This is a genomic window from Achromobacter sp. SLBN-14 (assembly GCF_006715415.1).
GTDB classification, from domain to species: domain Bacteria; phylum Pseudomonadota; class Gammaproteobacteria; order Burkholderiales; family Burkholderiaceae_B; genus Achromobacter; species Achromobacter mucicolens.
Genome location: NZ_VFNE01000001.1, coordinates 555,734 through 581,558, shown reverse-complemented (window position 1 = coordinate 581,558; position 25,825 = coordinate 555,734). Strand labels below are relative to the sequence as shown.

At 67.6% G+C, this 25,825-nt stretch carries 24 protein-coding genes; 14 read left to right on the top strand and 10 right to left on the bottom strand.

Features of this window, described 5'->3' with window-relative positions; translation table 11 throughout:
* Positions 1 to 33: 33 nt before the first annotated feature.
* The 9 genes from FBY20_RS02595 (at position 34) to FBY20_RS02555 (ending at position 8,872) form a co-directional block, all read left to right on the top strand.
* The gene (locus FBY20_RS02595) at positions 34 to 2,565 is read left to right on the top strand and encodes an ABC transporter permease (protein WP_142049829.1); all 2,532 of its coding nucleotides are present in this window, start codon (positions 34 to 36) and stop codon (positions 2,563 to 2,565) included.
* Complete coding sequence (locus FBY20_RS02590) at positions 2,565 to 2,987, top strand: group II truncated hemoglobin (RefSeq protein WP_081100832.1); 423 nt, start codon at positions 2,565 to 2,567, stop codon at positions 2,985 to 2,987. Before FBY20_RS02595 ends, FBY20_RS02590 begins: the two co-directional genes overlap by 1 nt.
* On the top strand, positions 2,977 to 3,708 hold the full coding sequence (locus FBY20_RS02585) for a 3-deoxy-D-manno-octulosonic acid kinase (RefSeq protein WP_142049826.1): 732 nt from the start codon (positions 2,977 to 2,979) through the stop codon (positions 3,706 to 3,708). The genes FBY20_RS02590 and FBY20_RS02585 overlap by 11 nt, the downstream gene beginning before the upstream one ends.
* Positions 3,709 to 3,853: 145 nt before the next feature.
* Positions 3,854 to 4,957: a polyamine ABC transporter substrate-binding protein gene (locus tag FBY20_RS02580; RefSeq protein WP_056320119.1), complete on the top strand. Its 1,104-nt coding sequence runs from the start codon at positions 3,854 to 3,856 to the stop codon at positions 4,955 to 4,957.
* Positions 4,958 to 4,962: 5 nt separating this feature from the next.
* Positions 4,963 to 6,090, top strand: a complete 1,128-nt coding sequence (locus FBY20_RS02575; RefSeq protein WP_056320123.1) for an ABC transporter ATP-binding protein — start codon at positions 4,963 to 4,965, stop codon at positions 6,088 to 6,090.
* The gene (locus tag FBY20_RS02570) at positions 6,087 to 6,998 is read left to right on the top strand and encodes an ABC transporter permease subunit (protein ID WP_062838427.1); all 912 of its coding nucleotides are present in this window, start codon (positions 6,087 to 6,089) and stop codon (positions 6,996 to 6,998) included. Before FBY20_RS02575 ends, FBY20_RS02570 begins: the two co-directional genes overlap by 4 nt.
* Positions 6,995 to 7,804, top strand: a complete 810-nt coding sequence (locus FBY20_RS02565) for an ABC transporter permease subunit (RefSeq protein ID WP_056320129.1) — start codon at positions 6,995 to 6,997, stop codon at positions 7,802 to 7,804. Before FBY20_RS02570 ends, FBY20_RS02565 begins: the two co-directional genes overlap by 4 nt.
* On the top strand, positions 7,801 to 8,157 hold the full coding sequence (locus FBY20_RS02560; protein WP_142049824.1) for a Spx/MgsR family RNA polymerase-binding regulatory protein: 357 nt from the start codon (positions 7,801 to 7,803) through the stop codon (positions 8,155 to 8,157). The genes FBY20_RS02565 and FBY20_RS02560 overlap by 4 nt, the downstream gene beginning before the upstream one ends.
* On the top strand, positions 8,126 to 8,872 hold the full coding sequence (locus FBY20_RS02555; RefSeq protein WP_142049820.1) for a DNA-3-methyladenine glycosylase: 747 nt from the start codon (positions 8,126 to 8,128) through the stop codon (positions 8,870 to 8,872). Before FBY20_RS02560 ends, FBY20_RS02555 begins: the two co-directional genes overlap by 32 nt.
* On the opposite strand, the gene FBY20_RS02550 is transcribed toward FBY20_RS02555, so the two are convergent.
* Positions 8,869 to 9,585: a PhoP regulatory network YrbL family protein gene (locus FBY20_RS02550; protein ID WP_174245383.1), complete on the bottom strand. Its 717-nt coding sequence runs from the start codon at positions 9,583 to 9,585 to the stop codon at positions 8,869 to 8,871. The two genes, FBY20_RS02555 and FBY20_RS02550, sit on opposite strands and share 4 nt — an antisense overlap.
* Positions 9,586 to 9,662: 77 nt before the next feature.
* On the opposite strand from FBY20_RS02550, the gene rmuC reads away from it, so the two are divergent.
* The 5 genes from rmuC to phoU all read left to right on the top strand — a co-directional run bounded on the left by rmuC (position 9,663) and on the right by phoU (position 16,091).
* The gene (gene rmuC, locus FBY20_RS02545; protein WP_370458329.1) at positions 9,663 to 11,081 is read left to right on the top strand and encodes a DNA recombination protein RmuC; all 1,419 of its coding nucleotides are present in this window, start codon (positions 9,663 to 9,665) and stop codon (positions 11,079 to 11,081) included.
* Between the two features lie 79 nt (positions 11,082 to 11,160).
* Entirely contained in the window at positions 11,161 to 12,729 is a 1,569-nt protein-coding gene (locus FBY20_RS02540; RefSeq protein ID WP_255452215.1) for an amidase, read from the top strand.
* A 52-nt stretch (positions 12,730 to 12,781) separates the two neighbouring features.
* The gene (locus tag FBY20_RS02535) at positions 12,782 to 14,476 is read left to right on the top strand and encodes an isovaleryl-CoA dehydrogenase (protein ID WP_142049815.1); all 1,695 of its coding nucleotides are present in this window, start codon (positions 12,782 to 12,784) and stop codon (positions 14,474 to 14,476) included.
* Positions 14,477 to 14,515: 39 nt separating this feature from the next.
* Complete coding sequence (gene rpiA, locus FBY20_RS02530; RefSeq protein ID WP_056320147.1) at positions 14,516 to 15,196, top strand: ribose-5-phosphate isomerase RpiA; 681 nt, start codon at positions 14,516 to 14,518, stop codon at positions 15,194 to 15,196.
* A 166-nt stretch (positions 15,197 to 15,362) separates the two neighbouring features.
* Entirely contained in the window at positions 15,363 to 16,091 is a 729-nt protein-coding gene (gene phoU, locus FBY20_RS02525; protein WP_056320149.1) for a phosphate signaling complex protein PhoU, read from the top strand.
* A 21-nt stretch (positions 16,092 to 16,112) separates the two neighbouring features.
* Here the strand turns inward: phoU and FBY20_RS02520 are convergent, their stop codons facing one another.
* From FBY20_RS02520 to hydA, 9 genes are all read right to left on the bottom strand, one after another.
* Complete coding sequence (locus FBY20_RS02520) at positions 16,113 to 18,065, bottom strand: phosphocholine-specific phospholipase C (protein ID WP_142049812.1); 1,953 nt, start codon at positions 18,063 to 18,065, stop codon at positions 16,113 to 16,115.
* 175 nt (positions 18,066 to 18,240) lie between these two features.
* Positions 18,241 to 18,513 carry an oxidative damage protection protein gene (locus FBY20_RS02515; protein ID WP_056320154.1) on the bottom strand — a complete coding sequence of 91 codons (273 nt, stop codon included), beginning with the start codon at positions 18,511 to 18,513 and terminating at the stop codon, positions 18,241 to 18,243.
* A 104-nt stretch (positions 18,514 to 18,617) separates the two neighbouring features.
* Positions 18,618 to 19,976, bottom strand: coding sequence for an amino-acid N-acetyltransferase (gene argA / locus FBY20_RS02510; RefSeq protein WP_142049809.1), 1,359 nt, complete (start codon positions 19,974 to 19,976; stop codon positions 18,618 to 18,620).
* 207 nt (positions 19,977 to 20,183) lie between these two features.
* Complete coding sequence (locus FBY20_RS02505; protein ID WP_142049806.1) at positions 20,184 to 20,858, bottom strand: amino acid ABC transporter permease; 675 nt, start codon at positions 20,856 to 20,858, stop codon at positions 20,184 to 20,186.
* 123 nt (positions 20,859 to 20,981) lie between these two features.
* Complete coding sequence (locus FBY20_RS02500) at positions 20,982 to 21,659, bottom strand: amino acid ABC transporter permease (RefSeq protein WP_062838417.1); 678 nt, start codon at positions 21,657 to 21,659, stop codon at positions 20,982 to 20,984.
* Between the two features lie 20 nt (positions 21,660 to 21,679).
* Complete coding sequence (locus FBY20_RS02495; protein WP_056320163.1) at positions 21,680 to 22,426, bottom strand: amino acid ABC transporter ATP-binding protein; 747 nt, start codon at positions 22,424 to 22,426, stop codon at positions 21,680 to 21,682.
* Between the two features lie 74 nt (positions 22,427 to 22,500).
* Complete coding sequence (locus tag FBY20_RS02490) at positions 22,501 to 23,358, bottom strand: transporter substrate-binding domain-containing protein (RefSeq protein WP_062838416.1); 858 nt, start codon at positions 23,356 to 23,358, stop codon at positions 22,501 to 22,503.
* A gap of 10 nt (positions 23,359 to 23,368) precedes the next feature.
* The gene (locus FBY20_RS02485) at positions 23,369 to 24,316 is read right to left on the bottom strand and encodes an N-carbamoyl-D-amino-acid hydrolase (RefSeq protein ID WP_142049803.1); all 948 of its coding nucleotides are present in this window, start codon (positions 24,314 to 24,316) and stop codon (positions 23,369 to 23,371) included.
* A 23-nt stretch (positions 24,317 to 24,339) separates the two neighbouring features.
* The gene (gene hydA / locus FBY20_RS02480) at positions 24,340 to 25,818 is read right to left on the bottom strand and encodes a dihydropyrimidinase (RefSeq protein WP_142049800.1); all 1,479 of its coding nucleotides are present in this window, start codon (positions 25,816 to 25,818) and stop codon (positions 24,340 to 24,342) included.
* Positions 25,819 to 25,825 lie beyond the last annotated feature (7 nt).

The following is a 25,825-nucleotide window of genomic DNA, read 5'->3' as shown; positions in this document are numbered from 1 at the left end:
GATCGCTTTCTTACCGTTGGCTAACATAGTTGAATGATGGATTTCCCTGATATGTCACAGGCCAAGCGCCCCGGTTTCTGGTCCACCCTGCGCCTGGGCGCCCGGATGATGATGCGCGATGCGCGTGCCGGCGAACTGCGCCTCCTGGTGCTGGCCCTGGTCGTGGCGGTGGCGGCGGTCACCAGCGTGGGCTTTCTGGCGGACCGTGTCGGACGCGCGCTGGAACGCGACGCCGGCCAGATGCTGGGCGCCGATCTGGTGCTGGATGCCGACGAGCCCGTGCCGGCCGCCTTCAAGGATCAGGCGCGCGAGCGCGGCCTCACCGTGTCCAGCACATGGCAGTTTCCGTCCATGGTGGGCGCTGGCGACGGCGCTCAGCTTGCCGCCCTGAAGGCCGTGGAACCCGGCTATCCGCTTCGCGGCGCGCTGCGGGTGGCGGATGCGCCGTTCGCGCCCGACACGCCCACGCGCGACGTGCCGCCCGAAGGCGCGGTGTGGGTCGACGCGCAGCTGCTGGCCCTGCTGAACCTGAAGGTGGGCGACACGCTCAATGTGGGCGACGCCCACCTGCGCATCGACCGCGTCATCACCTATGAGCCGGACAAGGGCATGCAGTTCGTCAACGTCGCGCCGCGCGTGCTGCTGCGCGCCAGCGACCTGCCGGCCACTGGCCTGATCGCGCCGGGCAGCCGCATCGGGTATGCCATGCTGATCGCCGGCCAGCCCGACGCCGTGGCCGGGTATTCCGCCTGGCTGAACCAGAACCTCAAGCGCGGCCAGAAGATCGCCACGCTGGAGTCGGGCCGCCCCGAAGTGCGCCGCACGCTGGACCGCGCGCAGCGTTTCCTGTCGCTGGTGGCGCTGCTGGCGGTGCTGATCTCGGCCGTGGCCGTGGCGCTGGCGGCGGGGCGCTACATGACGCGGCACCGCGACGGCATCGCGGTCATGCGCTGCCTGGGCGCCGTGCAGTCGCAGGTCGCGCGGATGCTGACGCTGGAATTCACGCTGGTTGGTCTGTTCTCGTCCGCGGCCGGCTGCCTGCTGGGCTTTGGCGTGCACCAGGTGCTGGTGATGCTGCTGGGGTCGCTGATCGACACCACGCTGCCGGCGCCGTCGGCCATTCCGGCGCTGCAGGGCCTGTTGACCGGGCTGCTGCTGCTCTTGGGCTTTGCGCTGCCCGCGCTGGCGCAGCTTCGGCACGTGCCGCCCGCCCGCGTCCTGCGGCGCGACGCGGACACGATCAGCGCCCGCAGCGCCTTCGGTTACGTGCTGGGCGCGGCGGGGTTCGCGCTGCTCATCTGGTGGTTCGCGGGCGACGCGAAGCTGGGCGGCGTGGTGGCCGGCGGCTTCCTGGGCGCCTTCGGCGTATTTGCCCTGGTGGCCTGGCTGTGCATCCTGGGGCTGGCGCGGGTGCGCCGTCTGGCGGCCGGGTTTCCCGCGCTGCGTTTTGCGCTGGCGGGCGTGGTGCGCCGCCGTGCGGCCACGATCACGCAGGTCTGCGCGCTGGCTGTCGGGTTGATGGCGCTGCTGCTGCTGACCATGACCCGCACCGATCTGATCCAGGGATGGCAGCGCACCATGCCGCCGGACGCGCCCAACCGGTTCCTGATCAACGTGCAGCCAGACCAGCGCCAGGCCGTGACCGATGCGCTGACGCGCGAAGGGCTGGGCCGCATCACGTTATCGCCGATGGTGCGGGGCCGGCTGATCGCGGTCAACGGCAAGCCGGTGGGGCCGGACGACTACGAAGAACCGCGCGCCAAGCGCCTGGTGGACCGCGAATTCAACCTGTCCTATGGCGACGAGCTGCCGTCTTCCAGCCGTATCGAGCAGGGCCGCTGGCTGGCGCCGGGCTCGGCCGAGGTCTCGCTGGAGGCGGGGCTGGCGCAGTCCCTGCGCATTGGCCTGGGCGACAAGATGACGTTCGACGTGGCCGGCCAGCAGGTCGAAGTGGCCGTCTCGAGCATCCGCCGGGTGGATTGGGATACGATGCGCGTCAATTTTTTCGCCATCCTGACCCCCGCCGCACTGGCCGACATGCCTCAAAGCTGGATCACGTCCTTTTACCTGCCGCCTGACAAGGCGGCGGTGCTGCCCGCGCTGGTGCGGGAGTTTCCGAACCTGACGGTGTTCGACGTTGGCGCCATCCTGCAGCAGTTGCAATCCGTGCTGAATGAAGTGGGCCGCGCGGTGCAGCTCCTGTTCCTGTTCACCCTGGCCGCCGGCGTGCTGGTGCTGTCCGCGGCGCTGACCGCGACGCGCGACGACCGCATGCGCGAGGCGGCGGTGCTGCGCGCGCTCGGCGCCACGCGCCGTCAGCTTGCCCGTTCCCAGCGCATCGAGCTGTGGGCGGTGGGCGGGCTGGCCGGCCTTTTGGCGGCGGCTGGCGCCACGGCGATCGCTTGGGTTTTGTCAACGCAGGTGTTCGACTTCACCATTACCCTCAGCCTCTGGCCGTGGCTCGCCGGCATCGGCGCCGGCATGCTGGGCGCCTGGGCGGGCGGCGCGCTTGCCCTGCGCGGCGTGCTGCGCACACCGCCGCTCGTCACCCTTCGAGAAACCTGATGACGTCCCGCGTCCACACCATTACAGAACCCGTGGAAAATTCCCGCACCATGTTTGACCTTCTTGGCGGCGAAGCCGGCGTGCGCGCCCTCGTCGACCGTTTCTATGACCTGATGGACATGGAGCCCGACCTCAAGGAACTGCGCGCCGCCCACGGCCCCAGCCTGGACGAGGCGCGCGACAAGCTCTTCTGGTTCCTGTGCGGATACTTCGGCGGGCCCGACCACTACATCGAACGCTTTGGCCATCCCCGCCTGCGGGCGCGCCACCTGCCGTTTTCCATCGGCGAGGTCGAGCGCGACCAATGGGTGGCCTGCATCGGACGCGCGATGGAAGACGAGGGCATCGAGCCCGTCCTGATCGAGCGGCTGCTCGAATCGTTCTACGGCGTTGCCGACTGGATGCGCAATCGTGCAGGGTGACGATCGATCCGGCGCGCGGCGCACCGCCTGGGATGGTCCGCTAGCCGGGGCCATGCTCAGCGACGCGCGGCGCGTGGCCGACGCGGGGCCGGAAGTCTTCAATCCCGCGCATTACGGCGACCGGGCGCGGCCCGTGGATGCCGGCGGACGTCAGGCCGCGTGGTTCGTGGAGGGGCAGGGCTGGCAGGGCGTGCTGCGGCGCTATCGCCGCGGCGGCATGATCGCCCGCATCAGCCGCGACGCGTATCTGTGGAACGGCGAGTCGCGCACCCGAAGCTTCCGCGAATACCGGTTGCTGGCCGCGCTGCGCGCGCAAGGGCTGCCGGTGCCCGCCCCGCTGGCGGCGGCCTACTGGCGTCAGGGCCCGATCTACCGCGCCGCCATCGTGGTCGAGCGCATCCCCGGCGTGCGGCCCTTGGCGCAGGCGCTGACCGAACCGTTATGGCAGCCGGTGGCCGACGCCATCGTCCGCATGCACCGGGCGGGCGTCTGGCACGCCGACCTGAACGCCTTCAACATCCTCATCGGCAACGACGGCCGGGTCTGGCTCATCGACTTCGACCGCGGCACGCAGGGCGCGCTGTCCGAGCGTCAGCGCCAGGCCAATCTGGACCGGCTGCGCCGGTCGATGCGCAAGGTGGCTGGCGAGGCCGGCGACCGTTTCTGGATGCGCCTGCGCGACAGTTACTGGACGGCCTGGGGCATCGGCATCCAGCCCTGACCGCCGGCCCGCCGGCGCGCGGCCGCCACGGGGGCAATTGCGCCAATTACCCCGCAAAGTTGGGCAGGTCAGCGCTAAAAGGCTTTATCATTTCGCCTTTTGGTACTCCTGTCATAAACGGCATAGAGCAAGGGGGCTGGACATAATGGAACTGAAGGCGGGAATGCGCTGGGCGCTCGGCGCGGTGCTGGCTGCGGCAGCGACATCGGCGGCGGTGGCGCAGAACAAGGTCGTCAACGTCTACAACTGGGCCGAATACACGGCCCCGGACACGATCCCGGGTTTCGAGAAGGAAACCGGCATCAAGGTCCGCTATGACGTCTATGACAGCAACGACGCCTTGCAGGCCAAGCTGCTGGCCGGCAAGTCGGGTTACGACGTCGTTGTCCCGTCCACTCATTACGCCTCGCGCCAGATCGAAGCCGGCCTCTTCCAGAAACTGGACAAGTCCAAGATCCCCAACTGGAAGTACCTGGATCCCGAAATCATGGCGCTGGTTGCCACGGTCGATCCCGGCAACGAACACGCCATTCCGTGGGGCTACGGCACCAACGGCCTGGGCTACAACGTCACCAAGGTCAAGCAGATCATGGGCGACGACGTGGACCTGGCCAGCTGGGACATGATCTTCAAGCCCGAGAACGCCGCCAAGCTCAAGGAGTGCGGCATCTCGATGCTGGACGAAGCCGCGCAGGTCTTCCCGGCCGTGCTCAAGTACCTGGGCAAGGACCCCAACAGCACCAACGCCGCCGACTACCAGGCCGCGATGGAAGTGCTGAAGAAGATCCGCCCGTACATCCGCCAGTTCAGTTCGTCGGGCTACATCGACGAGCTGGCCGTGGGCGACCTGTGCATGGTCTACGGCTTTTCCGGCGACGTCATGATCGCCCGCAAGCGCGCGCAGGACGCCAAGAAGCCCTATGAAGTGAACTACTTCATTCCCAAGGGCGGCGCGCCGGCGTGGTTCGACCTGATGGTCATCCCCAAGGATGCGCCGCATCCCGAAGAGGCGCTGGCCTTCATCAACTACATCGAAACGCCGAAGGTCCATGCGGCCATCACCAACACCATGTTCTATCCCAACGCCAACAAAGAGGCGCGGCAGTACGTGAACAAGGATGTGGCTGAGAATCCCATGATCTACCCGCCCGCCGAGGTCTCCAAGACCCTGTACGTGATCAAGGCGCTGCCCTTGAACATTTCACGTCTGCAGAACAAGTTGTGGTCCGAGCTGAAGTTGGGAAATTAGTCATCATGAACGATAGCCGTTACTCGGCGCAGCACGCGGCGGACCCGGACGAGTTCGTCCGGGTTTCCGACGTGGTAAAGATCTTTGGCGACGTGGTGGCCGTGCGCTCGGTCAACCTGTCCGTCAAACGCAATGAAATCTTCGCGCTGCTGGGCAGCTCGGGCAGCGGCAAGTCCACCTTGCTGCGCATGCTGGCGGGCTTCGAGGAAGCCACCTCGGGCCAGATCCTGCTGGACGGCGAGGACATCACCAGCGTGCCGCCGTACCGCCGGCCCGTGAACATGATGTTCCAGTCGTACGCGCTGTTCCCGCACATGACGGTCGAGGCCAACGTGGCCTTTGGCCTGAAGCAGGAAGGCGTGGACCGCGCGGAAATCCATGACCGCGTGTTCGAGGCCCTGGACCTGGTGCAGATGGCGGGCTATTCGCGCCGCAAGCCCAACCAGCTCTCGGGCGGGCAGCAGCAGCGCGTGGCGCTGGCGCGCAGCCTGGTCAAGCGTCCCAAGCTGCTGCTGCTGGACGAGCCCATGTCGGCGCTGGACAAGCAGATCCGCCAAAAGACGCAGATCGAACTCGTGAAGATCCTGGAGCAGGTCGGCGTGACCTGCATCATGGTCACCCACGACCAGGAAGAAGCCATGACCATGGCGCACCGCCTGGCCGTCATGACCGAAGGCCAGATCGTCCAGTGCGGCACGCCCCAGGACGTCTACGCGTTCCCGAACTCGCGCTTTGTCGCCAGCTTCATCGGGTCGACCAACATGTTCACCGGCACCATCGTGGTCGACGAGCCCGACCACGTCGCCATCGAATGCGCCGAGCTGACCCGGCCGCTTTACGTGAACCACGGCGTGAGCGAGCCGCTGGGCATGGAAGTGCACGTGTCCATCCGCCCCGAGCGCCTCTTGGTGTCGCGCGAGCAGCCCGATGGCGATTACAACTGGGCGCACGGCATGGTCAGCCACATGGCCTGGATGGGCAGCTACGCCCTCTATCAGATCCGCCTGGATTCCGGCAAGACGGTCGAGGCCAGCGTGCCCAGCCGGCTCCTTGCCCAGATGGATGCGCCGGGCATCGACGAAGAAATCTTCGTCAGCTGGGACGCCGACAGCGCGACGGTGCTTGCGTCATGATCCGTTTTTCGCCCCGCGACTGGCTGCCGTCGGGCCGGGCACTGGCGGTGGTGCCGCCGTTCGCCTGGCTGGTGCTGTTTCTGCTGGTGCCGTTCCTGCTGGTGCTCAAGATCAGCTTTGCCGAAATGAAGTTCGGCATCCCGCCGTATACGTCGCTGGCGCAGTTCCAGGACGAGGCGATCCAGTTCAGCCTGCACCTGCGCGGCTACATCCTGCTGTTCACGGAAAACCAGTATTTCCGCACATACCTCAGCTCGGTCAAGATCGCCGGCATCACCACGCTGGTCTGCGTGCTGATCGGCTATCCCATCGCGTACTACATTGCCCGTTCGTCGGCGCGCGTGCGCAACCTGCTGCTGCTGGCGGTGATCCTGCCGTTCTGGACCTCGCTGCTGCTGCGCGTGTATGCCTGGGTGGGCATCCTGCGCAACGACGGTCTGCTCAACAACCTGCTGCAGAGCCTGGGCCTGATCTCCAGTCCGCTCGAGATCTACCGCACCGACCTGGCCGTGTACATCGGCATGGTCTACGCCTATCTGCCGTTTTTCATCCTTCCGCTGTACGCGACGCTGGTGAAGATGGACCTGCGCCTGCTGGAAGCCGCCTATGACCTGGGCGCCAAACCCTGGCAGGCGTTCTGGCAGATCACGGTCCCGATGTCGCGCCAGGGCGTGATCGCGGGCGCCATGCTCGTCTTCATCCCGGCCGTCGGCGAATACGTGATCCCGGAAATGCTGGGCGGGGCCAACACGCTGATGATCGGCCGTGTGATGTGGAATGAATTCTTCAACAACGCCGACTGGCCGATGGCGTCGGCCGTGACGTGCGTGATGGTGTTGCTGCTGCTCGTGCCGCTGGTGTACTTCCAGTACAGCCAGGTCAAGCAGCAGGGGGGAGGCCGCAAATGAACGGTCCGAACAAGACGCTGCGCGCCGTGGTGCTGGGGCTGGGCTACTTCTTTCTGTACGTGCCCATCATCAGCCTGATGGTGTTTTCGTTCAACGAGTCGCCGTCCGTCACGTCGTGGACGGGGTTCTCGCTGCGCTGGTATCACTCGCTGGCCAACGACGACGCGCTGTTGCGCGCCGCCTGGCTGTCGTTCCGCATTGCCGTGCTGACGGCCACCGCGGCGGTCGTCATCGGCACCTGGGCCGGCTACGTGCTGGGCCGCATGGGGCGCTTTCGCGGCTTTGCGCTCTACGTCGGCATGCTGAGCGCGCCGCTGGTGATCCCCGAGGTCGTGCTGGGCATCTCGCTGCTTCTGATGTTCGTCGAGGTGCGCGGCGCGCTGGGCTGGCCCGAGCAGAACGGCATGTTCACGATCTGGGTGGGGCACGTGACGCTGTGCATGGCGTTCGTGGCCGTCGTCATCCAGACCCGCATCCGCGACCTGGACCGCTCGCTGGAAGAGGCCGCGCTGGATCTGGGCGCCACGCCGATCACGGTGTTCTTCAAGATCACGCTGCCGCTCATCGCGCCCGCGCTGGCGTCGGCCTGGCTGCTCGCCTTCACGCTGTCGCTGGACGACGTCGTCATCGCGTCGTTCCTGTCCGGCCCCGGTTCCAGCACGCTGCCCATGGAGGTCTTCTCCCGGGTGCGGCTGGGCCTGAAGCCCGAGATCAACGCGCTGGCCACCCTGTTCATCCTGGCGGTGGGCACGTGCGTGATCCTCGCCAACCGCATGCAATGGCGCAAGGAGTCCGAATCCAAATGACGCAAACCACCCTGTATGGCCTGACCAAGTGCAGCACGTGCGTGAAGGCGCGCGACTGGCTCACCGAGCACGGCGTCGACCACGCCTTCGTGGACTATCGCGACAATCCGGTGGCGGCCGCAACGCTTAAAGCCTGGGCCGAGCAGGTCGGCGGCTGGGAAAAGCTGGTCAACCGCGCCTCGATGACGTGGCGCAATCTGCCTGAAGACCGCAAGACCGCGCACACCGACGCCCAGTGGACCAAGCTGATCGCCGAATACCCGGCGCTGGTGCGCCGTCCGGTGACGGTTACGCCGGATGGCGAGGTGAGTGTTGGCTTCAGTGAAAAGCGCTACGACGAACGTTTCGCCTGAGGCCGGAGGCGGGCCCGGCCGGGCCCTGCCGGACGCCTTCTTCGACCGCGATGCGGCCCAGCTGGCGCGCGAGTTACCCGGCAAGGTGATCCGCCACCGGGTTGGCGGCCTGTGGCTGTCGGCCCGCATCATCGAGACCGAGGCCTACTATCTGGAAGACCGGGGCAGCCATGCCTCGCTGGGCTACACCCACAAGCGCCGTGCCCTGTTCATGGACGGCGGCACCATCTACATGTATTACGCCCGCGGGGGCGATTCGCTGAACTTCAGCGCGGGCGGCCCCGGCAACGCGGTGCTGATCAAGTCCGCCTATCCGTGGACCGACGCGCTGTCCGGCCCCGAAGCCCTGGACCGGATGCGCGAGCTCAATCCCGATGCGCAAGGACGGCCCCGGGCGCTGGGCGCGCTCTGCGCGGGGCAGACCCTGCTGTGCCGGTCGCTGGGCCTGAAAGTGCCCGAGTGGGATGCGCGCCGCTTCGATCCCGAGGCGCTGTACGTCGAAGACGTGGGCGAGTCCCCGCCGTATCTGATCTGCACCACGCGCCTGGGCATCCCCACGGGGCGCGACGAGCACTTGAGCTACCGGTTCGTGGATCCGGCCTACGCGGCCTTCTGCACGCGCAACCCGCTGCGGCGCGGCCAGCGCGCGGGACAGGACTATGTGTGGGTGGACCGGCAGGGCATCGTGCTGCCCGAGGCGCCGGCCGGCGGTTAGAGGCCGGCTTCGCGGACGCGCCGGGCAAGCGATTCGCGCAGTTCGGCGTACTTGCGCTGCAGGCGCCGGCGGTTCAGGCGCTTGCTCCATGCATACAGCGGGATCAGCGGCAGCACGCCGAAGCCGTCGATCAGGTACAGCCCCTTCTTGCCGTCGGCGTTCTGGCCAACCGCGATGTTGCTGCTGGACATGTCATGCACCACCACGTGCGCGTCGGCCAGGTCGTCGAAGAATTCGTCCAACTGCGCCCGCAGGGCCTCGTCAAACTGACCCTTCATGGCAAGTTCGGTCAAGGTAGGCGCCATGTTGCCCGCCTCGTCCGTGATCTTTTCGACAACCAGTCCCAGCCCAAGCGAGGTCTGCGCCACACCGAAAATGCGCGCCATCGGCACCTGCCACACGCCGGAGGGGCGAGTCGTGGTGGTGACGTATTCCGAGATCTCGTTCAGGTAGACGCGGTAGGCGCTTTCGCGCTGATATTGCTTGTACCAGCGTTTGAACGGCCGGGCTTCCAGGTAGATCGCCCGCGCGCGCATGTCCATGACCTTGACGAGCAGGGACGGGGAATGCGGGTGCTGGAAAATGTGCCGGTCCCCGCCGGTCGCGAGCGGCGTGGCCGAATCCAGGTTCAGCGGTCCGAACACGGATTGATATGACACGGGAGGCGTGCTGGCGGGGCGGTCGGCAGAGTTCAAAGAAGCGGGGCGATTCATTCGGATGGCCGCCAGTTTAATCCGGTTGCTCCCGCCGCGTCTTCGCGCCCGCCGCGCCGGCTGGAAACGGGGGCGGAATGCGACCTACAATTCGCGCTTTGGAGAGCCCTTTCTTGAACGACATTCTGCTTTGGGTCGCCGCGGGTGGCGCGGTGCTTGCCTTCGTGGCCGCGGTGCTGGCCTGGCTGCGTCCGTCCGCTTCGGACGCCCGCCTTGAGGCCTTGCTGGAAGGCCTGGAAAGAACCGAGCGCGCGCTGCGCGCCGACATCGCCGAAGGCCAGCGCGGCCTGCGCAGCGAGTTTTCCGAATCCACGCGCGGGCTGCGTCAGGAGCTGGCGCAGTCGCACGGCGACCTGCGCGCGGGGCTGTCGCGCGATGCGCAGGCCGCCCGCGCCGAGTCCGCCGAATCGCTGGCGCGCTTTGCCGCGGGGTTCTCGGAGCAACTGCAGGGCCTCATCCAGATCAACGAGCGGCGCCTGATGGAAGTGCGCGCCACGGTCGATCAACGGCTGCAGTCGCTGCAATCGGACAACAGCGCCAAGCTCGATGAAATGCGCCGCACTGTCGACGAAAAGCTGCACGCCACCCTGGAGCAGCGCCTGGGCGAGTCCTTCAAGCTGGTGTCGGACCGCCTTGAAGCCGTGCACAAGGGGTTGGGCGAAATGCAGGCGCTGGCGGCCGGGGTCGGCGACCTCAAGCGTGTGCTGACCAACGTGAAGTCGCGCGGCACGTGGGGCGAAGTGCAACTGGCGCGTTTGATCGAAGACAACATGACGCCGGATCAGTACGCCAGCAACGTCAAGCCTGTGCCGGGCAGCGATGCCGCCGTCGAATTCGCCATCCGGCTGCCGGGGCGCGGCGATGGCGGTGATCCGGTCTGGCTGCCGATCGACGCCAAATTTCCCAAGGAAGAGTACGAGCGCCTGATGGATGCGCAGGAAGCGGCCGACGCCGAAGGCGTGAAGGCGGCCGGAGCCGCGCTGGGCCGCGCGGTCGAAGTGCAGGCGCGGCTGATTGCCGGCAAGTACATCGCGCCGCCGCACACGACCGATTTCGCCATCATGTTCCTGCCCACGGAAAGCCTGTATGCCGAGGTGCTGCGCCGCCCCGGCCTCCTGGACAAGCTGCACGACCTGCGGGTCAACGTGGCGGGGCCGAGCAATCTGGCCGCGCTGCTGAACAGCCTGCAGATGGGATTTCGCACGCTGGCGATCGAACAGCGTTCCTCCGAGGTCTGGCAGGTGCTGCGGGCCGTCAAGACAGAGTTCGGCAAGTTCGGCGAATCGCTGGCCAGCGTCAAGAAGAGCCTGGACACCGCCAGCAACAAGATCGGCCAGACCGAGGTCCGCACGCGCGCCATGCTGCGCAACCTGAAGGGCGTGGAGGCCCTGCCCGAAGCCGATGCCCTGCGTTTGCTGGGCGCCAGCGCGGCGGACGCCGCCGACCCCGACGACGACACCGACGACACCCGCGCACCGTCCGCCGGCGGCGTCTGAGGCCGGAACACCCAAGTCCGGGGCCCCGTCCGCCCCGGCGCGCGCTTGTTGCCCGCCCGCGCAGCCGATATCCTCATGCATGCGGCACTTCGCCGTCGATACCTGGAGCATCGTCAGCATGAGCATCGCCGAACGCCATGATTCCTCTTCTCTCGACGCGACGGCGCTGGGCGCCGATATCGCCCTGGGCGCCACCACGGCGCTGGCTGCCATGCAGCAGGCGGTGGACAGCGTCGCGGCCCGCAATCCGTCCATCAACGCCGCCTGCGGCGTGCAGGCCGAGGCCGGCTTGCGGCTGGCAGAGGCGATGGACGCCGAACTTGCGTCGCTGACGTCCGAACAACGCCAGGCGCTGCTGCGCGACAGGCCATTTCTGGGCGTGCCGACCCTGCTCAAGGACCTGGCCACGGCCGCCATCGGCCTGCCCAGCATGATGGGGTCAGTGCTGTATGGCAAGGTCCAATGGAACCTCGACGCCGACATCGTCAAGCGCTATCGCCGCGCCGGGCTGATTCCGTTTGGCCGCACGACCAGTGCCGAGCTTGGCCTGAGCCCCACGACGGAATCGCCGGTCTATGGCCCGGCCACGCAGAATCCCTGGAAAAAGGGTCATAGCGCGGGCGGCTCCAGCGGCGGCGCCGGGGCGGCGCTGGCCAGCGGGATGGTGCGCATCGCCCATGGCAGCGATGGCGGCGGCTCGATCCGCATTCCCGCCTCGTGCTGCGGCGTGCTGGGGCTCAAGCCCTCGCGCGGCCTCATGCCGCTGGGCCCGCTGAAAGGAGAAGGGTGGGGCGGCCTGGCCACCGAACACATGATGACGCTGTCGGTGCGCGATTGCGCGGCGGCGCTGGACATCAGCGCGGGCGCGGACGTGGGTGCGCCTTATGCGGCGCCCGTCCAGCCCGCGCAATCCTATCGTGGCGTGGTGGCCCGCGTTGCCGCCGATCCGCGCGGGGCGCCCCGCCGGCGCATCGCGTTCATCAACACCACCTACGAAGGCGGCGCGATCCATCCCGATGTCGCCGCCACGCTGGACGAGGCCGCCGCGTTCTTCGCCGCGCTGGGGCATGAACTGGTGCCCGCCGCGCCGCCCGTCGGCTCCGAGGAAGTCCTGTCGCCGATGCTGCCCCTGATCGCCAGCGCGGCCGCCAACGCCATCGACAGCTTTGTCGCCGCGCGCGGCCGCCGCCTGGCCGCAGATGAGCTGCAGCCCACCACGCTGGGCGCGCGCGAGTACGCCCGCGCCATCTCGGGCGCGCAGTACGTGGCCTGCGTCGACACCTGCCACGAAATCACCCGCCGCATCGGGCGCTTCCTGCATCGCGACGGCGCCCAGGGCTACGACCTGTTCCTCAGTCCGGTCCTGGCGCTGCCGCCCGCGCCCATCGGGCGCTACGCCATGGACAACGCCGACTATCTGGCCTACCGTCTGGGCAAGAAGGGCGTCATCGGCTATTCGCCATTCGCCCCGTTGGCCAACCTGACCGGCATGCCCGCCATTTCGATCCCCTTCGGCATGTCCGCGGACGGGCTGCCCATTGGTATCCAGGTGATGGGTCCGCTCGGCGCCGAGGCGCAATTGCTGGAGCTGGCTGCCCAGGTCGAAACGCTGCGGCCCTGGCCTTTGACGGCGCCCATGGCCCGATAGCCCCCACCGGGCGCCGCCGCCCCGCGCCGGCCGGCCAAACCAGGGAGATCGCATGTCATCGTTCGCGACGCATACCGTGTTCAACCAGGTGCCGCCCCTGGAAGACTATTCCCTGTACGACACCGATCCGGCGCTGCGCGAGGCCGTGCGGCGCGAGGGCGCCGAGGCCTGGGCGGGCGATCTTGCCGCGCACGGCGCCTGGTTGGGCCGGGCGCAGACGCTGGCCGCCGGCGCCGAGGCCAACCGCTGTCCGCCCCGCCTGGTCAGCTACGACCGGGCCGGTCATCGCGTGGACCGCGTCGAATTCCACCCCGCCTGGAACGTGCTGATGAGCGGCATCATGGCGCGCGGCCTGCATAGCCGCGCGTGGATGCAGCCCGCGCCGGGCGCGCAGGTGGCGCGCGCGGCTGCCTATCTGATGCAGGGGCAGGTCGAGGCCGGCACGCTATGCCCCACCACCATGACTTTTGCCGCCGTGCCGCTGCTGCAACGCGAGCCCGCCGGCGTGGTGGACTTTGCCGGCCAGTGGCTGCCGGCCCTGTACGCGCGGGAGTTCGATGGCAGCGACGCGCCGCTTGCCGCCAAGCGCAGCGCGCTGATCGGCATGGGCATGACCGAAAAGCAGGGCGGTTCGGACCTGCGCGCGGTCACCACGCGCGCCATGCCGCTGGGTGCGCCCGGCCGCGGATGCGCGTATCAGCTCGTTGGGCACAAATGGTTCTTTTCGGTGCCGCAGGCCGACGCCCATCTGGTGCTGGCGCAGACCGACGAGGGGCTGAGCTGCTTTTTCGTTCCGCGCTGGATACCGGATGGCCCGCGCAACGCGGTGCGCGTGCGGCGGTTGAAGGACAAGCTGGGCAACTGGAGCAACGCCAGCTCGGAAGTCGAATTCGAGGATGCCTGGGGCGTGATGGTCGGCGAGCCCGGCCGTGGCCTGTCGGTGCTGCTGGAGATGGCGGGCACCACGCGGCTGGACTGCGTGCTCGGCAGCGCGGCGCTGCTGCGCCACGCGCTGGCGCAGTCGGCGCACCACGCGCTGCACCGCCAGGCCTTCGGCAAGCCGCTGGTCGAACAGCCGCTGATGCGCAATGTGCTGACCGACCTGGCGCTGGAAAGCGAAGCGGCCATGGTCCTGGCGCTGCGTCTGGCGCGTGCCGTGGACGAGCGCGCCGACGCGGGCGCGCGCGCGCTGGTGCGCGTGGGCACGCCGGCCGCCAAGCTGTGGGTCTGCAAGCGCGCGGTTGCCGCCGTGGCCGAGTGCATGGAGGTCTGGGGCGGCAACGGTTACGTCGAGGAAGGCCCGATGCCGCGCCTTTACCGCGAAACGCCCGTCAATTCGATCTGGGAAGGCTCGGGCAATGTCATGGCGCTGGACGTGCTGCGGGCGCTGCAACGCGAACCCGATGCGCTGCCGGCGCTGGAGGCCGAATTGGCCCGCGCCGCAGGGCAGTACCAGGATTTCGACGCGGCGCTGGCGCGTTGGCGCGCCATGTTGGCGGATGGCGAGCACGCGCAATTCCACGCGCGCCGCATCGCCGCCGGGCTGGCGCGCCTGTGGCAGGCCGCGCTGCTCATCGAGCACGCGCCCGCCGCCGTGTCGCAGGCCTTCGTCGCCAGCCGCCTGCGGGAGACGGGCGGCATGTTCGGCGAACTGGGCGCGGGAGACGATACATCTGGCGTCGACACGCCGGGCGTCGCCACGCCGGCGATCCTGGCGCGCGCCTGGCCCGCCATCGCCGCATGCTAAATTTCCCGGCTCAAGCAACTTTTCCGCACTTCTACCGCCATGCTCTCCCAGCAAGAACTCAAGCAGCAAGCCGCCGACGCGGCCCTGGAATTCGTCGAACAGGTCGCCGGCCCGGACGTCATCATCGGTGTGGGCACCGGTTCCACCGCCGACCTGTTCATCGACGGCCTGGCGCGATTCAAGGGCCGCATCGGCGGAACGGTCGCCAGCTCCGAGCGCAGCGCGGCGCGCCTTGCCGGCCACGGCCTCAAAGTGCTGGACCTGAACGACGTCTCGACCATGCCCATCTACGTGGACGGCGCCGACGAGATCAACGCCGACCTGCACATGATCAAGGGCGGCGGCGGGGCGCTTACGCGCGAGAAGATCGTGGCCTCGGTGGCCGAGCGCTTCATCTGCATCGCCGATGAATCCAAGCTGGTGCAGACGCTGGGCAAGTTCCCGCTGCCGCTCGAGGTCATCCCGATGGCGCGCGAGTCCGTGGCCCGCGCGCTGACCGCGCTGGGCGGCCAGCCCCGCCTGCGCGACGGCTTTGTCACCGACAACGGCAACATCATCCTGGACGTGTCGGGCCTCACCCTCTCGGACGCACCCGCGTTCGAAGCCATCGTCAACAACCTGCCGGGCGTGGTGACCTGCGGCCTGTTTGCGTTGTCCGGCGCCGACGTGGCCCTGCTGGCCACCCAGAACGGCATCCGCCGCCTGGACCGCCGCGCCTGATTCCGGCGGCCAAGGCTGGTCCCGCCGAACCGCCTTGCGGGGGGCGGGGCCGCCATTCATAATCCTGTCACACTTGGGTCATAACCTTGCCGGTTGTGCAGGCCCATCTCGTAACTTCTCTCAACTTCGGGGCAATGCAATGAGATCAACCACGCAGGGAGCCCGGATGACGGAGCATACAAACAAGCAGTTCGACGCCGATCTGGAAAGCGTCCGTTCGCAATTCTTGCAAATGGGCGGCGTGGTGGAAGCCATGATCCAGGAGGCGATCGATGCGCTGGCCAGCGGCGACATGACGCTGGTTGAAAAGGTGCGCGAGCGGGAAAAGGAAGTCAACCGCCACGAAGTTGAGATCGACGAGAGCATCAGCCGCATCCTGGCCCGGCATCAGCCCACCGCCATCGACCTGCGCATGCTGATGGCCGTGTCCAAGATGCTGACCGACATGGAACGCTCCGGCGACGAGGCCGAGAAGGTCGCCACCGTCGCCCGCCGCGTCCACGAAGGCGAACTGCGCCACATTCCCGTGATCGAACTGCGCCACATGGCCGCCAACGTGCGCAACATGCTGCACCAGGCGCTTGACGCGTTCGCCCGCCTCGACCCCATCCAGGCTGCCGCCGTCGTGCGCAGCGACAAGGAAGTCGACAAGGAATGGAAGGGCGCGCTGCGCCACCTGATCACGTACATGATCGAAGACCCGCGCACGATCTCGCGCGCCATCGACATGATCTTCATCGCGCGCGCGCTCGAACGCATTGGCGACCACGCCAAGAACATGTCCGAACGCGTGATCTACATGGTCAAGGGCGCCGACGTGCGCCACACCGGCGTGAAGAACACCGAGCGCCTGGCGCGCGGCGAAGAAGAATCCGAGGACACCTCGGACCAGTAAACGGCAAGACCGGCTGCCGCTTCACAGCGGCAGCGCCGCTCCCTGGCACAGCCGGGGATCCGGCACACCCGGCTTGCCGCCGTCGATGCGGCCCGCCAGCCGGCGTCCAAAGACCGGCATGGCCGGCGCACTGACTTCCAGGTCGTACCAGCCCTCGCAACCCGCGTACTTGAGTTCGACCGCGCCGCCCGCAGGTACGTGCGCCATCGCGCGCCAGCCATCGTTCATCTGCGATTCCACCCGCACCGGTTGCGGCTCGTCGCCGTGGTTCACGAGCCGCAGGCGCAGGCCCGAGGTGACAGGCACCAGTTGCGCTTCCAGCGTGCCCGCATCGCGCGCATCGCCGCGGAACTGCCGGTGAAAGCCGTCCGGGCCCAACAGCCAGAGGTCGTACCTGCGGTCCGCGCCCAGCTTCCAGCCGTCGTCCAGGCGCGCGCCCGCACCGACCGTGTAGCGCCGGGGCGCGCGCGCCAGCGCGAGCCGATCGTACACGTGCAACACGGCGCCCGCGCTGCCCGGATTGCGCAGCGTCAGGCGGTAGTGTTCGCCGTCGGCCGCCATCTGGCCCACGGCCTCCAGCGTGTAGGGCAGGGGACAGGTGTGGCGGTTGCTGTCCGGGTGATGCGAATTCCGGTCGCCAGCGAAATCGAATGCCGTCGTCAGGTCGCCGGCCACCGAGCGCCGCCAAGCGCTGATGTTGGGTTCGGCCACGCCGAACCGCATTTCCAGAAATCGGATGACCGAGGTGTGGTCGAACACCTGCGAATTGACCCACCCGCCGCGGCTCCAGGGCGATACCACCAGCATCGGCACGCGCGGGCCCAGGCCGAAGGCGCGTCCGTGCATGCCGGCCGGATCGTCGGCCGTGGACGCGCTGGGACCCTGCCGCGCGTCGTGGTATTCGCCGTCCAGCTCCACGGTCGACAGGCCGCCCGACTCGCCGTCCGGATGTCGCGCCGGCGGCGCGGGCGGGGGCATGTGGTCAAAGAAGCAATCGTTTTCGTCGTAGGTGACGAACAGCACGCACCGGCTCCAGGTGTCGGAACTGGACGTCAGGATGTCCAGCACGCGCTCGGTATAGGCGCCGCCTCGCCGGGGCGAGGAGACTTCGGGATGCTCCGAGTCGGCCGTGGGCGCGATGATCCACGAGACGGCGGGCAGCGTGCCCTGCGCTACATCGCGCGCCAGGTCGTCCAGCGTGCGGGTGGCCAGCGCGCGGTCGCGCAGCGGCGCGTCCCCGGCGCTGCCCTCATGTTGCCGCCGGTACTGCCGGAATCCCGCGAGCGGATTGTCGTTGTAGTTGTCCGCCATGTCCTGGTAGATGCGCCAGTCCACGCCTGCGTCCTGCAGACGCTCGGGGTACGTGGTCCAGGCGTAGCCTTCGCCCGCAGGGCCCAGCCGGTCAAAGGTGTTGACCAGCGCGGGTCCGCCGGCCGCGCCCAGCGGATCGTTCGTCCCGGTCCACAGGAACAGCCGGTTCGGATTGGTGCCTGCCTGGATCGAGCAGTGATAGGCATCGCACAGCGTGAAGGCGTTGGCCAGGGCGGTCTGAAACGGCACGTCGGCGCTGCGGTAGACGCCCAGCCCCAGCCGGCTCTTGGCGGACAGCCATTGGTCCATGCGGCCGTCGTTCCAGGCGCGCTGCGAATCGTCCCAGGTATGCGGCGTGATGTAGCCGACGGGCTTGTCGCTGGGAACCTCCGCCTGCAGATCGTAGGGGCGGCAGCGCGCCTGGCCATCGGTCTGCGTCATCACCGTGCCCGCGCGGGTGGGCGCGGGATGCGGATCCGCGAACCCGCGCACGCCGGGCAGCGTGCCGAAGTAATGGTCGAAGGACCGGTTTTCCTGCATCAGGATCACGACGTGGCGCACATCTTGCAGCGTGCCGGTCTTGCGGTCGGGTTCGATCTGCAAGGCACGCGCGATGACAGGGGACGGGTCGGGACTGATGGACGGGCGCGATTCTTCTTTCATGACAGCTTTAATACGGTCGGCATTCTTTGAATCTTAAGGCCTTGGCCGGTGCGCGATTGACGCTCGGAAGACACTCGGGCAGGACGGATGCCGGCGTGCCGCAAAAACAAAGCCCCTCGCATGCGAGGGGCTTTGCCAAGCCGCGCGCCTGTGGGCGCGGCGGGGGCGGGCCGGATCAGGCCGAGGGCGGAACGTAGCCGTCGGCTTCGACGCTGCCGTCTTCGAACAGGTAGCGTTCCATTTGCTGCTGCAGGTACTTGCGTGCGCGGGCGTCGGCCAGGTTCAGGCGGTTTTCGTTCACCAGGCGGGTCTGCACGCCTTTCCAGTCTTCCCAGGCTTCCTTGGAAATGCTTTGCCAGATGCGGGTGCCGAGTTCACCGGGATAGGGCGGGTAGTCCAGTCCTTCGGCTTCACGCTTCAGTTTCACACAGTTGACGATACGGGCCATGGTTCGCTGCCGGAAAAATGAATAACGCGTCATTTTAGCGGGCTTGGCGTGCGTCGGGCGCCAAGCCCCTTCCGCTGGCGGCGGAATGGCCCCGCAGGCCGGTCTCAGAGCTTCTTGATGAAGACCAGGCTGTTGCGGGAACGGTTGTAGTTGGTCTGCTTTTCGCGGGGCAGGTCGGTGATGCCGCCCTGCACGAAACCGCGCTTGATGAACCAGTGCGAGGTGCGGGTGGTCAGCACGAACAGCCGCTTGGCGCCCAGCGCGCGGGCGCGCGACTCCATGTGGCGCAGCAGGATTTCGCCCTCGCCCGAGCCTTGCCATTCCGGGTGCACGATCAGGCAGGCCATTTCGGCCATCTGCTCCTCGTGAAAGTCATGCAGCGCCGCGCAGCCGTAGATGACGCCGTCGTGCTCCAGCACGGTGAAGTTTTCGACGTCGCGCTCGACCACGCTGCGCGGGCGCGGCACCAGCGTGCCGTCGGCTTCCAGCGGCTCGATGAGGCTGAGGATGGCGCCCACGTCGTCGATGGTGGCCGGGCGCAGGTCGTCCAGCGTGTCCTCGACGACCATGGTGCCCACGCCGTCGTGGGTGAAGATCTCGAGCAGCACGCTGCCGTCCAGTTGGAACGGCAGCAGGTGGGCGCGCGCCACGCCGCGCTTGACCGCGAGCGAGGCGTATTGCAGGAAGGAATGGGTCTCTTCGTCCAGCTCGCCGGCCGCCAGCAGGGCGTCGGCATCCACACGCGCCAGTTCGGTGTCCAGCGTGCCGTCGTCGTTCAGCACGCCTTGCGAACTGGACAGGAAGATCAGCTTTTCGGCGCGCAGTCCCACGGCCACGCTGGTGGCCAGGTCTTCCATCGCCAGATTGAAGGCATCGCCCGTGGGCGAGAAACCCAGCGGCGACAGCAGCACGACCGACGAGCCTTTCTCGATGGCGAATTTCAGCGCTTCCACGTCGATCTTGCGCACCTGGCCGGTGTGCTTGTAGTCCACGCCGTCCAGCACGCCCGCCGGGCGCGCGGTGACGAAATTGCCGGAGATGACGCGGATGTGCGCGTGCGACATGGGCGTGTTGGGCAGCCCCTGGCTGAACGCGGCCTCGATGTCCAGGCGGATCTCGCCGGCGGCTTCCTTGGCGCACTCAAGCGCGGCGGCGTCGGTGGGGGACAGGCCCCGGTCGAACTGCTGCGTGTAGCCTTTCAGGCGCAGTTGCTCGTTGACTTGGGGCCGCGAGCCATGCACCAGCACCAGCCGGATGCCCAGCGACGAGAGCAGGGACAGATCCTGGACCAGGGCGTTCAGCGCGCCGGCCTGCACCAGTTCGCCGCCAAACGCCACCACGAAGGTCTTGCCTCGGAACGCATGCACGTAGGGGGCCACGTCTCGGAACCATCGCACAAATTGCGCGGCGGCGAATTCAGGGGCTTCAAGGGCGGAGACGGTGTCTAGTTCCAGGTCGGGCATGATGTGTGTTGCTTAAGATCCTATGGGTCGCGGGACGGCGCGGGCCGAGGGGCCATGCGCAGAGCACCGCCCCGGAGGCGGCGCTAGGCGGAATTATAGGGCTCGCGCCTGCCGCGCCCACGGCGGGCGCGGCGCGCGTTGTTGCGGGCACCCCACAGGCGGTCGCGCTTTGCGGTTCCGGCAGGCGAGCCGACCGCAAGGCGCGCGTCAATGCCGCGACAGCTGGCGGTGTTCCAGCCGGCTGAGCAGCCGCACCACTGGCCACAGCAGCGCCAGGTAGAAAAGCGCCGCCAGCACGATGGGCGACGGGTTGTAGACGAGCGACTGGGCGTCGCGGGCCACCCGAAGCAGCTCGGGCAGCGCCACGGCGCTGGCCAGCGTGGTCAGTTTGACCACTTCGAGCGTGTTGCTGATGAGGTCGGGCATGACATTTCGCGTGGCCTGCGGGATCTGGACGTGCCACATCGTTTGCCAGGCCGACAGGCCGGTGGACCGCGCCGCCTCGATCTGGCCGCGCTGCACGCTTTCCAGGCCGGCGCGAAAGACCTCGCCGTAGTAGGACGAGTTGTTCAGCATGAAGCCCACGGCCACCGCCAGCAATTTGGGCAGGTCCAGCCCCAGGAACGGCGCGCCGAAGTAGATGAAGATCAGCAGCACCAGCGGCGGCAGGGCGCGAAAGAAGTCGATGTAGATGGCCAGCAGCACGCGCGACCAGCGCGCCTTGAGCGTGACCGACAGCACCCCGATAAGCAGCCCCGAGGCCAGCCCCACGGGAATCACCATGGCTGACAGCATCAGCGTGCGGCCCAGGCCCTGCAAGAGGTACGGCGCGACGTTGACATAGATGTTCAGGTTGAAGAAATTCTGCAGGATTTCGTCCATGCGGTTCCCCTGGGGCCCGTTTGGGGCCCGTTCGGGGCTCCCTTGTTGTGCCGGGCAGGTGTGATCAGCTTCGCTTCCCGCCCGGTATGTATTCGTAAAGATGCGTTCGCGCAGTGCTTCCCGTCAGTGCTTCCACTTGAAGCGCGTTTCGGTCCAGCGCCCCAGCACGACCACGGGCAAAAAGATCAGCAGGCACGCCACCGCGGCCAAGGTCAGCGGCGTGGCGTTGCCCGCATTGCTGCTGGCCGATTGCGCGTTGTTGAGCACTTCGCTCAAGCCCACGACAGAGCCCAGCGCGGTGCTTTTGGTGATGGCGATGACGCGATTGGTCAGCGGCGCGACCGTCAGCCGCATGGCCTGCGGCATCACCACATACACCATGCTCTGCAGCCAGTTCAGCCCCGTCGAGCGCGCCGCCTCGGCCTGGCCGCGCGGCACGGACAGGATGCCCGCCCAGAAGATTTCCTCGGCAAAAGCGGCCAGCACCAGCGACAGCGACAGCCAGCACGCCATGAACGCCGACATCGACAGGTTGATGTACGGGAACGCGAAGAACAGCACCATGATCACCACCAGCGGCGGCAGCGCGCGCAGGATGTCGGCAAAGCAGATGATCAGGAAATTGACCGGCCGGATGCGCAGCGCGCGCACCACGGCCAGGACCAGGCCGAGCGCCACGCCTGTCGCGGCCACGGCCACGCCCAGTTGCAGCGTGACCCACATGCCGGCCAGGATGTCGGGCAGGTAGCGCCAGGCGACTTCCGCATTGAAGAACGAGAACAGCAGGGCATTCAGATCCATGGCGCACTCTTCAAACCGCGTTACGCGGCATGTTCCGCCATGCTGGCCAGGAAGGCCTGCGTGCGGGGTTGTCGGGGGGCGCCGAAGACGTCCTGTGGCGGGCCTTGTTCGACGATCACCCCGCCGTCCATGAACACGACCCGGTCGGCCGCCGCGCGGGCAAAGCCCATTTCGTGGCTGACCACCATCATCGTCATCCCGTCGCGCTTGAGTTCACGCATCACGTTCAGCACGCTCCCCACCAGCTCCGGGTCCAGCGCGCTGGTCGGCTCGTCGAACAGCACCACCTTGGGCCGCAGCGCCAGCGAACGCGCGATGCCCACGCGCTGCTGCTGGCCGCCGGATAACTGGTCGGGATAGGCTTTTGCCTTGTCGGCCAGCCCCACGCGGTCCAGCGCCTCCATGCCGCGGCGGTCGGCCTCGGCACGCGCCAGCTTCTGCACCTTGCGCAGCGCCAGCGTGATGTTCGACAGCACGGACATGTGGCGGTACAGGTTGAAGTGCTGGAACACCATGCCGATGTTCTGGCGGATGCGGTTCAGCTCGGCCGCGGGGGCGGTGATTTCCTCTCCGTCGACGTGGATGCTGCCGGCAGTCGGCTCCTCCAGCCGGTTGCAGCAGCGCAACAGGCTGCTCTTGCCCGAGCCGGACGGGCCGATCATGAAGACCAGCTCGCCCTTGCCCACGTCCAGGTCGATCCCTTTCAGGACCGCGTTGTCGCCATAGGACTTGTGCAGCCCGGCGATTTTCAGGATCGGCGTTTCCATTGAAAGCTCCTCAAAGCGCGGGCAGGAGGCCGCGTGGCGGCTTTCCCCCCTGTCGTTGGCGGTGCGCCGGAAAATCAGCTGCAGCGCAGCTCGACCGGCTTGGCGTCGTAGCCCGGCAGGTCCGGCACGCCCTGGCCCGGCGTCACCGTGACCGCCGCGGAGCCCGGGGCAGGCGTGAAGCCGAACCACTTCTGCGCCAGCTTGGACACCGTGCCGTCCTGCTTGAGGCACTTGAGCGCCATCGACACGCGGTCGCGGCCCGCCTGGTCGTCCAGCCGGAACGCCAGCGCCCACACCAGGCCCGTCTTGATCGTGTAGCTGGTGCGCACCGCGGGGTTCTGCTTGGCCGCCCACGCCGCCACGGTGTTGCCCGCCAGGTTGGCGTCCGCGCGGCCGGCCTGCACGGCCTGCACAGCGTCGGCGTTGGAGGCGTATACGTCATACGTGAAGCCGTACTTGGCGGCGTTGTCGCGCGCCCAGTTCTCGTAGGCCGACCCCTTGTTGACCGCCAGCTTGCGGCCCTTCAGGTCATCCAGCCCTTTGATTTCCTTGCCGTTCTTGCCGATCACGAAGGTGTAGTCCGTGTTCAGGTAGCCTTCGGAAAACAGCAGGGCGCGGGCGCGTTCCTCGGTGGCCGTGGTGGGCGCCAGCACGAAGTCGTACTTCTTGGCGTTCAGCCCCGGAATCAGCGCCGCGTATTCGGTGCCCTCGATCTTGATCGTCGTGCCCAACTGCTTGGCGATGGCTTGGCCGAGTTCGATGTTGAAGCCGTCCAGGCCGCCGCCCAGCTTGGGCATGGCGTGCGGGGCGAACGTGGCATCCACGCCGGTGGTCAGCGGCTGGGCGGCAACCGCGGCCAGGCTGGCGCCAGCCAGGCACAACGTGAGGCCGCAGCGGCCGGCAAAAGTCAGGGTGCGGAGAAGGCGGGTCATGGCAGGTCCTTTAGGGAAGAGGCGTCTTGCCCAGGGCGGGTCCGGTTCCCACGCGCTCGAGGATCAAGCCGTAGTGTTCCGGACGCCGGTGGGCGGCGAAGTTGAAGATGTGCTGCTTGAAGGTGTCTCCCAGCGCCAGATCGGCCTGGCAGAAAATCACCTCGTCCTCCTCCCCCTGCGCCTGCGCCACGATCTCGCCCGTGGGCGCGACGATGGCCGATCCGGCGATCAGGTGGCTGCCGTCCTCGTTGCCGGCCTTGCCTGCGGCAGCCACCCAGACCGCGTTCTGGTACGCGGCCGCCTGCAGACTGAGCAGGTGGTGGAACATGCGCAAGTGGACCGGTTCGTTCCAATGGATGTTCAATGACGGCGTGTTGTATCCCAGCGCCACGATCTCGGCGCCCTGCAGCGCGAGCACGCGCCAGGTCTCCGTCCAGCGGCGGTCGTTGCACAGGCACATGCCGATGCGCGTGCCCAGCGTTTCCCAGACATTGAAGCCGTCGTTGCCGACTTCGAAGAACTTCTTTTCCAGGTGCTGGAACGGCGCGTCGGGCTTGTGGTCGCTGTGGCCCGGCAGATGGATCTTGCGGTAGCGTCCGACGATGCGCGCGTTGGCGTCGACCAGGATGCTGGTGTTGTAGCGCCGGCCGTCCGAGGAGATTTCCGCATAACCCAGATAAAACCCGATGCCCAGTTCCCGGGCGGTGTCGAACAGCACGCGGGTCTCGGGGCCGGGCATCTCCTTTTCGAAGTAGCGCGCCACCGCCTCTTCTTCGGTCATCCAGTAGCGCGGAAAGAAGGTGGTCAGCGCCAGTTCCGGAAACACCACCATGCGCGCGCCGCGTCCGTGCGCCTCGCGCATCATCTCAAGCAGGCGGGCCACCGCCTGCCGCCGGGTCTCTTCGGGTTGCACCGGACCCATCTGCGCGACCGCCAGGCCGAAGGGACGTTTGCTCATGCCGTGATCCTTTGCTCAGTGACTCAGGCGGCGCTATCGGCCGAAAAGTATTTGCGCACCAGCGCGTTGGGATTGCCGGTCAGGCGCTGGCGCAGGACCGGTTCCGGCGTGCCGCGCTTGATGAAGCGGCCGCTGCCGCGCGCCACGTGCAACTGTCCGTCCTGGACGGCGATGCGGCCGCGGCTGATGACCACTTCGGGCCAGCCGCGCACCGTCCGGCCCTCGTAGGGCGTGTAGCCGACGTTGTCGTGCAGCATGGATGCGGAGATCGTCACTTCGCGCTCCGGGTTCCAGATGGCGATGTCGGCATCCGCGCCCACGGCGATCGTGCCTTTCTGCGGATACAGGCCGTAGGTGCGGGCGTGATTGGCTGCGGTCAGCGCGACGAAGCGTTCGATGGAAATGCGCCCGCCCAGCACGCCTTCGGAGAACAGCAGCGGCATGCGCACTTCCAGTCCCGGCACGCCATTGGCCACGTCCTTGAAGGTGGTGGCCTCGCCCTTGGGCAGCTTGCCGCTGGCATCGAAGCGGTAGGGCGCGTGGTCGGACGAATAGATCTGCAGCGTGCCGTCGGCCAGGCCCTGCCAGACGGCCTCTTGCGAGGCCGCATCGCGCGGGGGCGGGCTGCAGCAGAACTTGGCGCCTTCCAGTCCCGGCGCGTCGATGTCGTCGGCCGTCAGAAACAGATATTGCGGGCAGCTTTCGGCGTGGATCGGCAGCCCCAGCGCCTGCGACGAATGCACCACGCGCACGGCTTCCAGCCCGGCCACGTGCACGATCAGGATCGGCACATCCATCATCCGGGCCAGCGTCACGGCGCGGTTCGTCGCCTCGCTTTCGGCCAGCGGCGTGTGGGCCACCGCGTGATACTTGGGCGCCGTCATGCCACGTTCGGCCAGGCGGCGCGCCACCCAGCGGATCATGTCGTTGTTCTCGGCGTGCACCATGACCAGCGCGCCCTCGCGGTCGGCGACCTCCAGCACGTCCAGCAACTGGTAGTCGTCCAGCTTCAGGCGGTCGTAGGTCATGAAGACCTTGAAAGACGTGATGCCATTCTTGATGAGCGCGGGCAGGTCGTGCTTGAGCGCCTGTTCCGTGGGGTCGGACAGGATCAGGTGAAAGCCATAATCGATGACGGCCTTTTCCGCCGCGCGGCGGGCGTAGTCGGCCACGACTTCAGGCAGCGCGTTGCCGCGATGCTGTGCCGCGAAGGGGATGATGGTGGTCGTGCCGCCGAAGGCCGCGGACACGGTTGCGCTATAGAAGTCGTCGGCGCACATGATGCCCATGCCCGACAGCTGTTCGACGTGGCAGTGGCTGTCGATGCCGCCGGGCAGCACCCAGCGGCCCGCGGCGTCGATGTCGCGCGCGCCCGGCGGCAGGCCCTGGCCCAGCGCGACGATCACGCCGTCGCGCACGCCGATGTCGGCATGGAAGGTGTCGGCGGCCGTGCTGATGCGGCCGTTGCGGATCGTCAGGTCGAATGCTGCGGTGTCGGTCATGGATAGG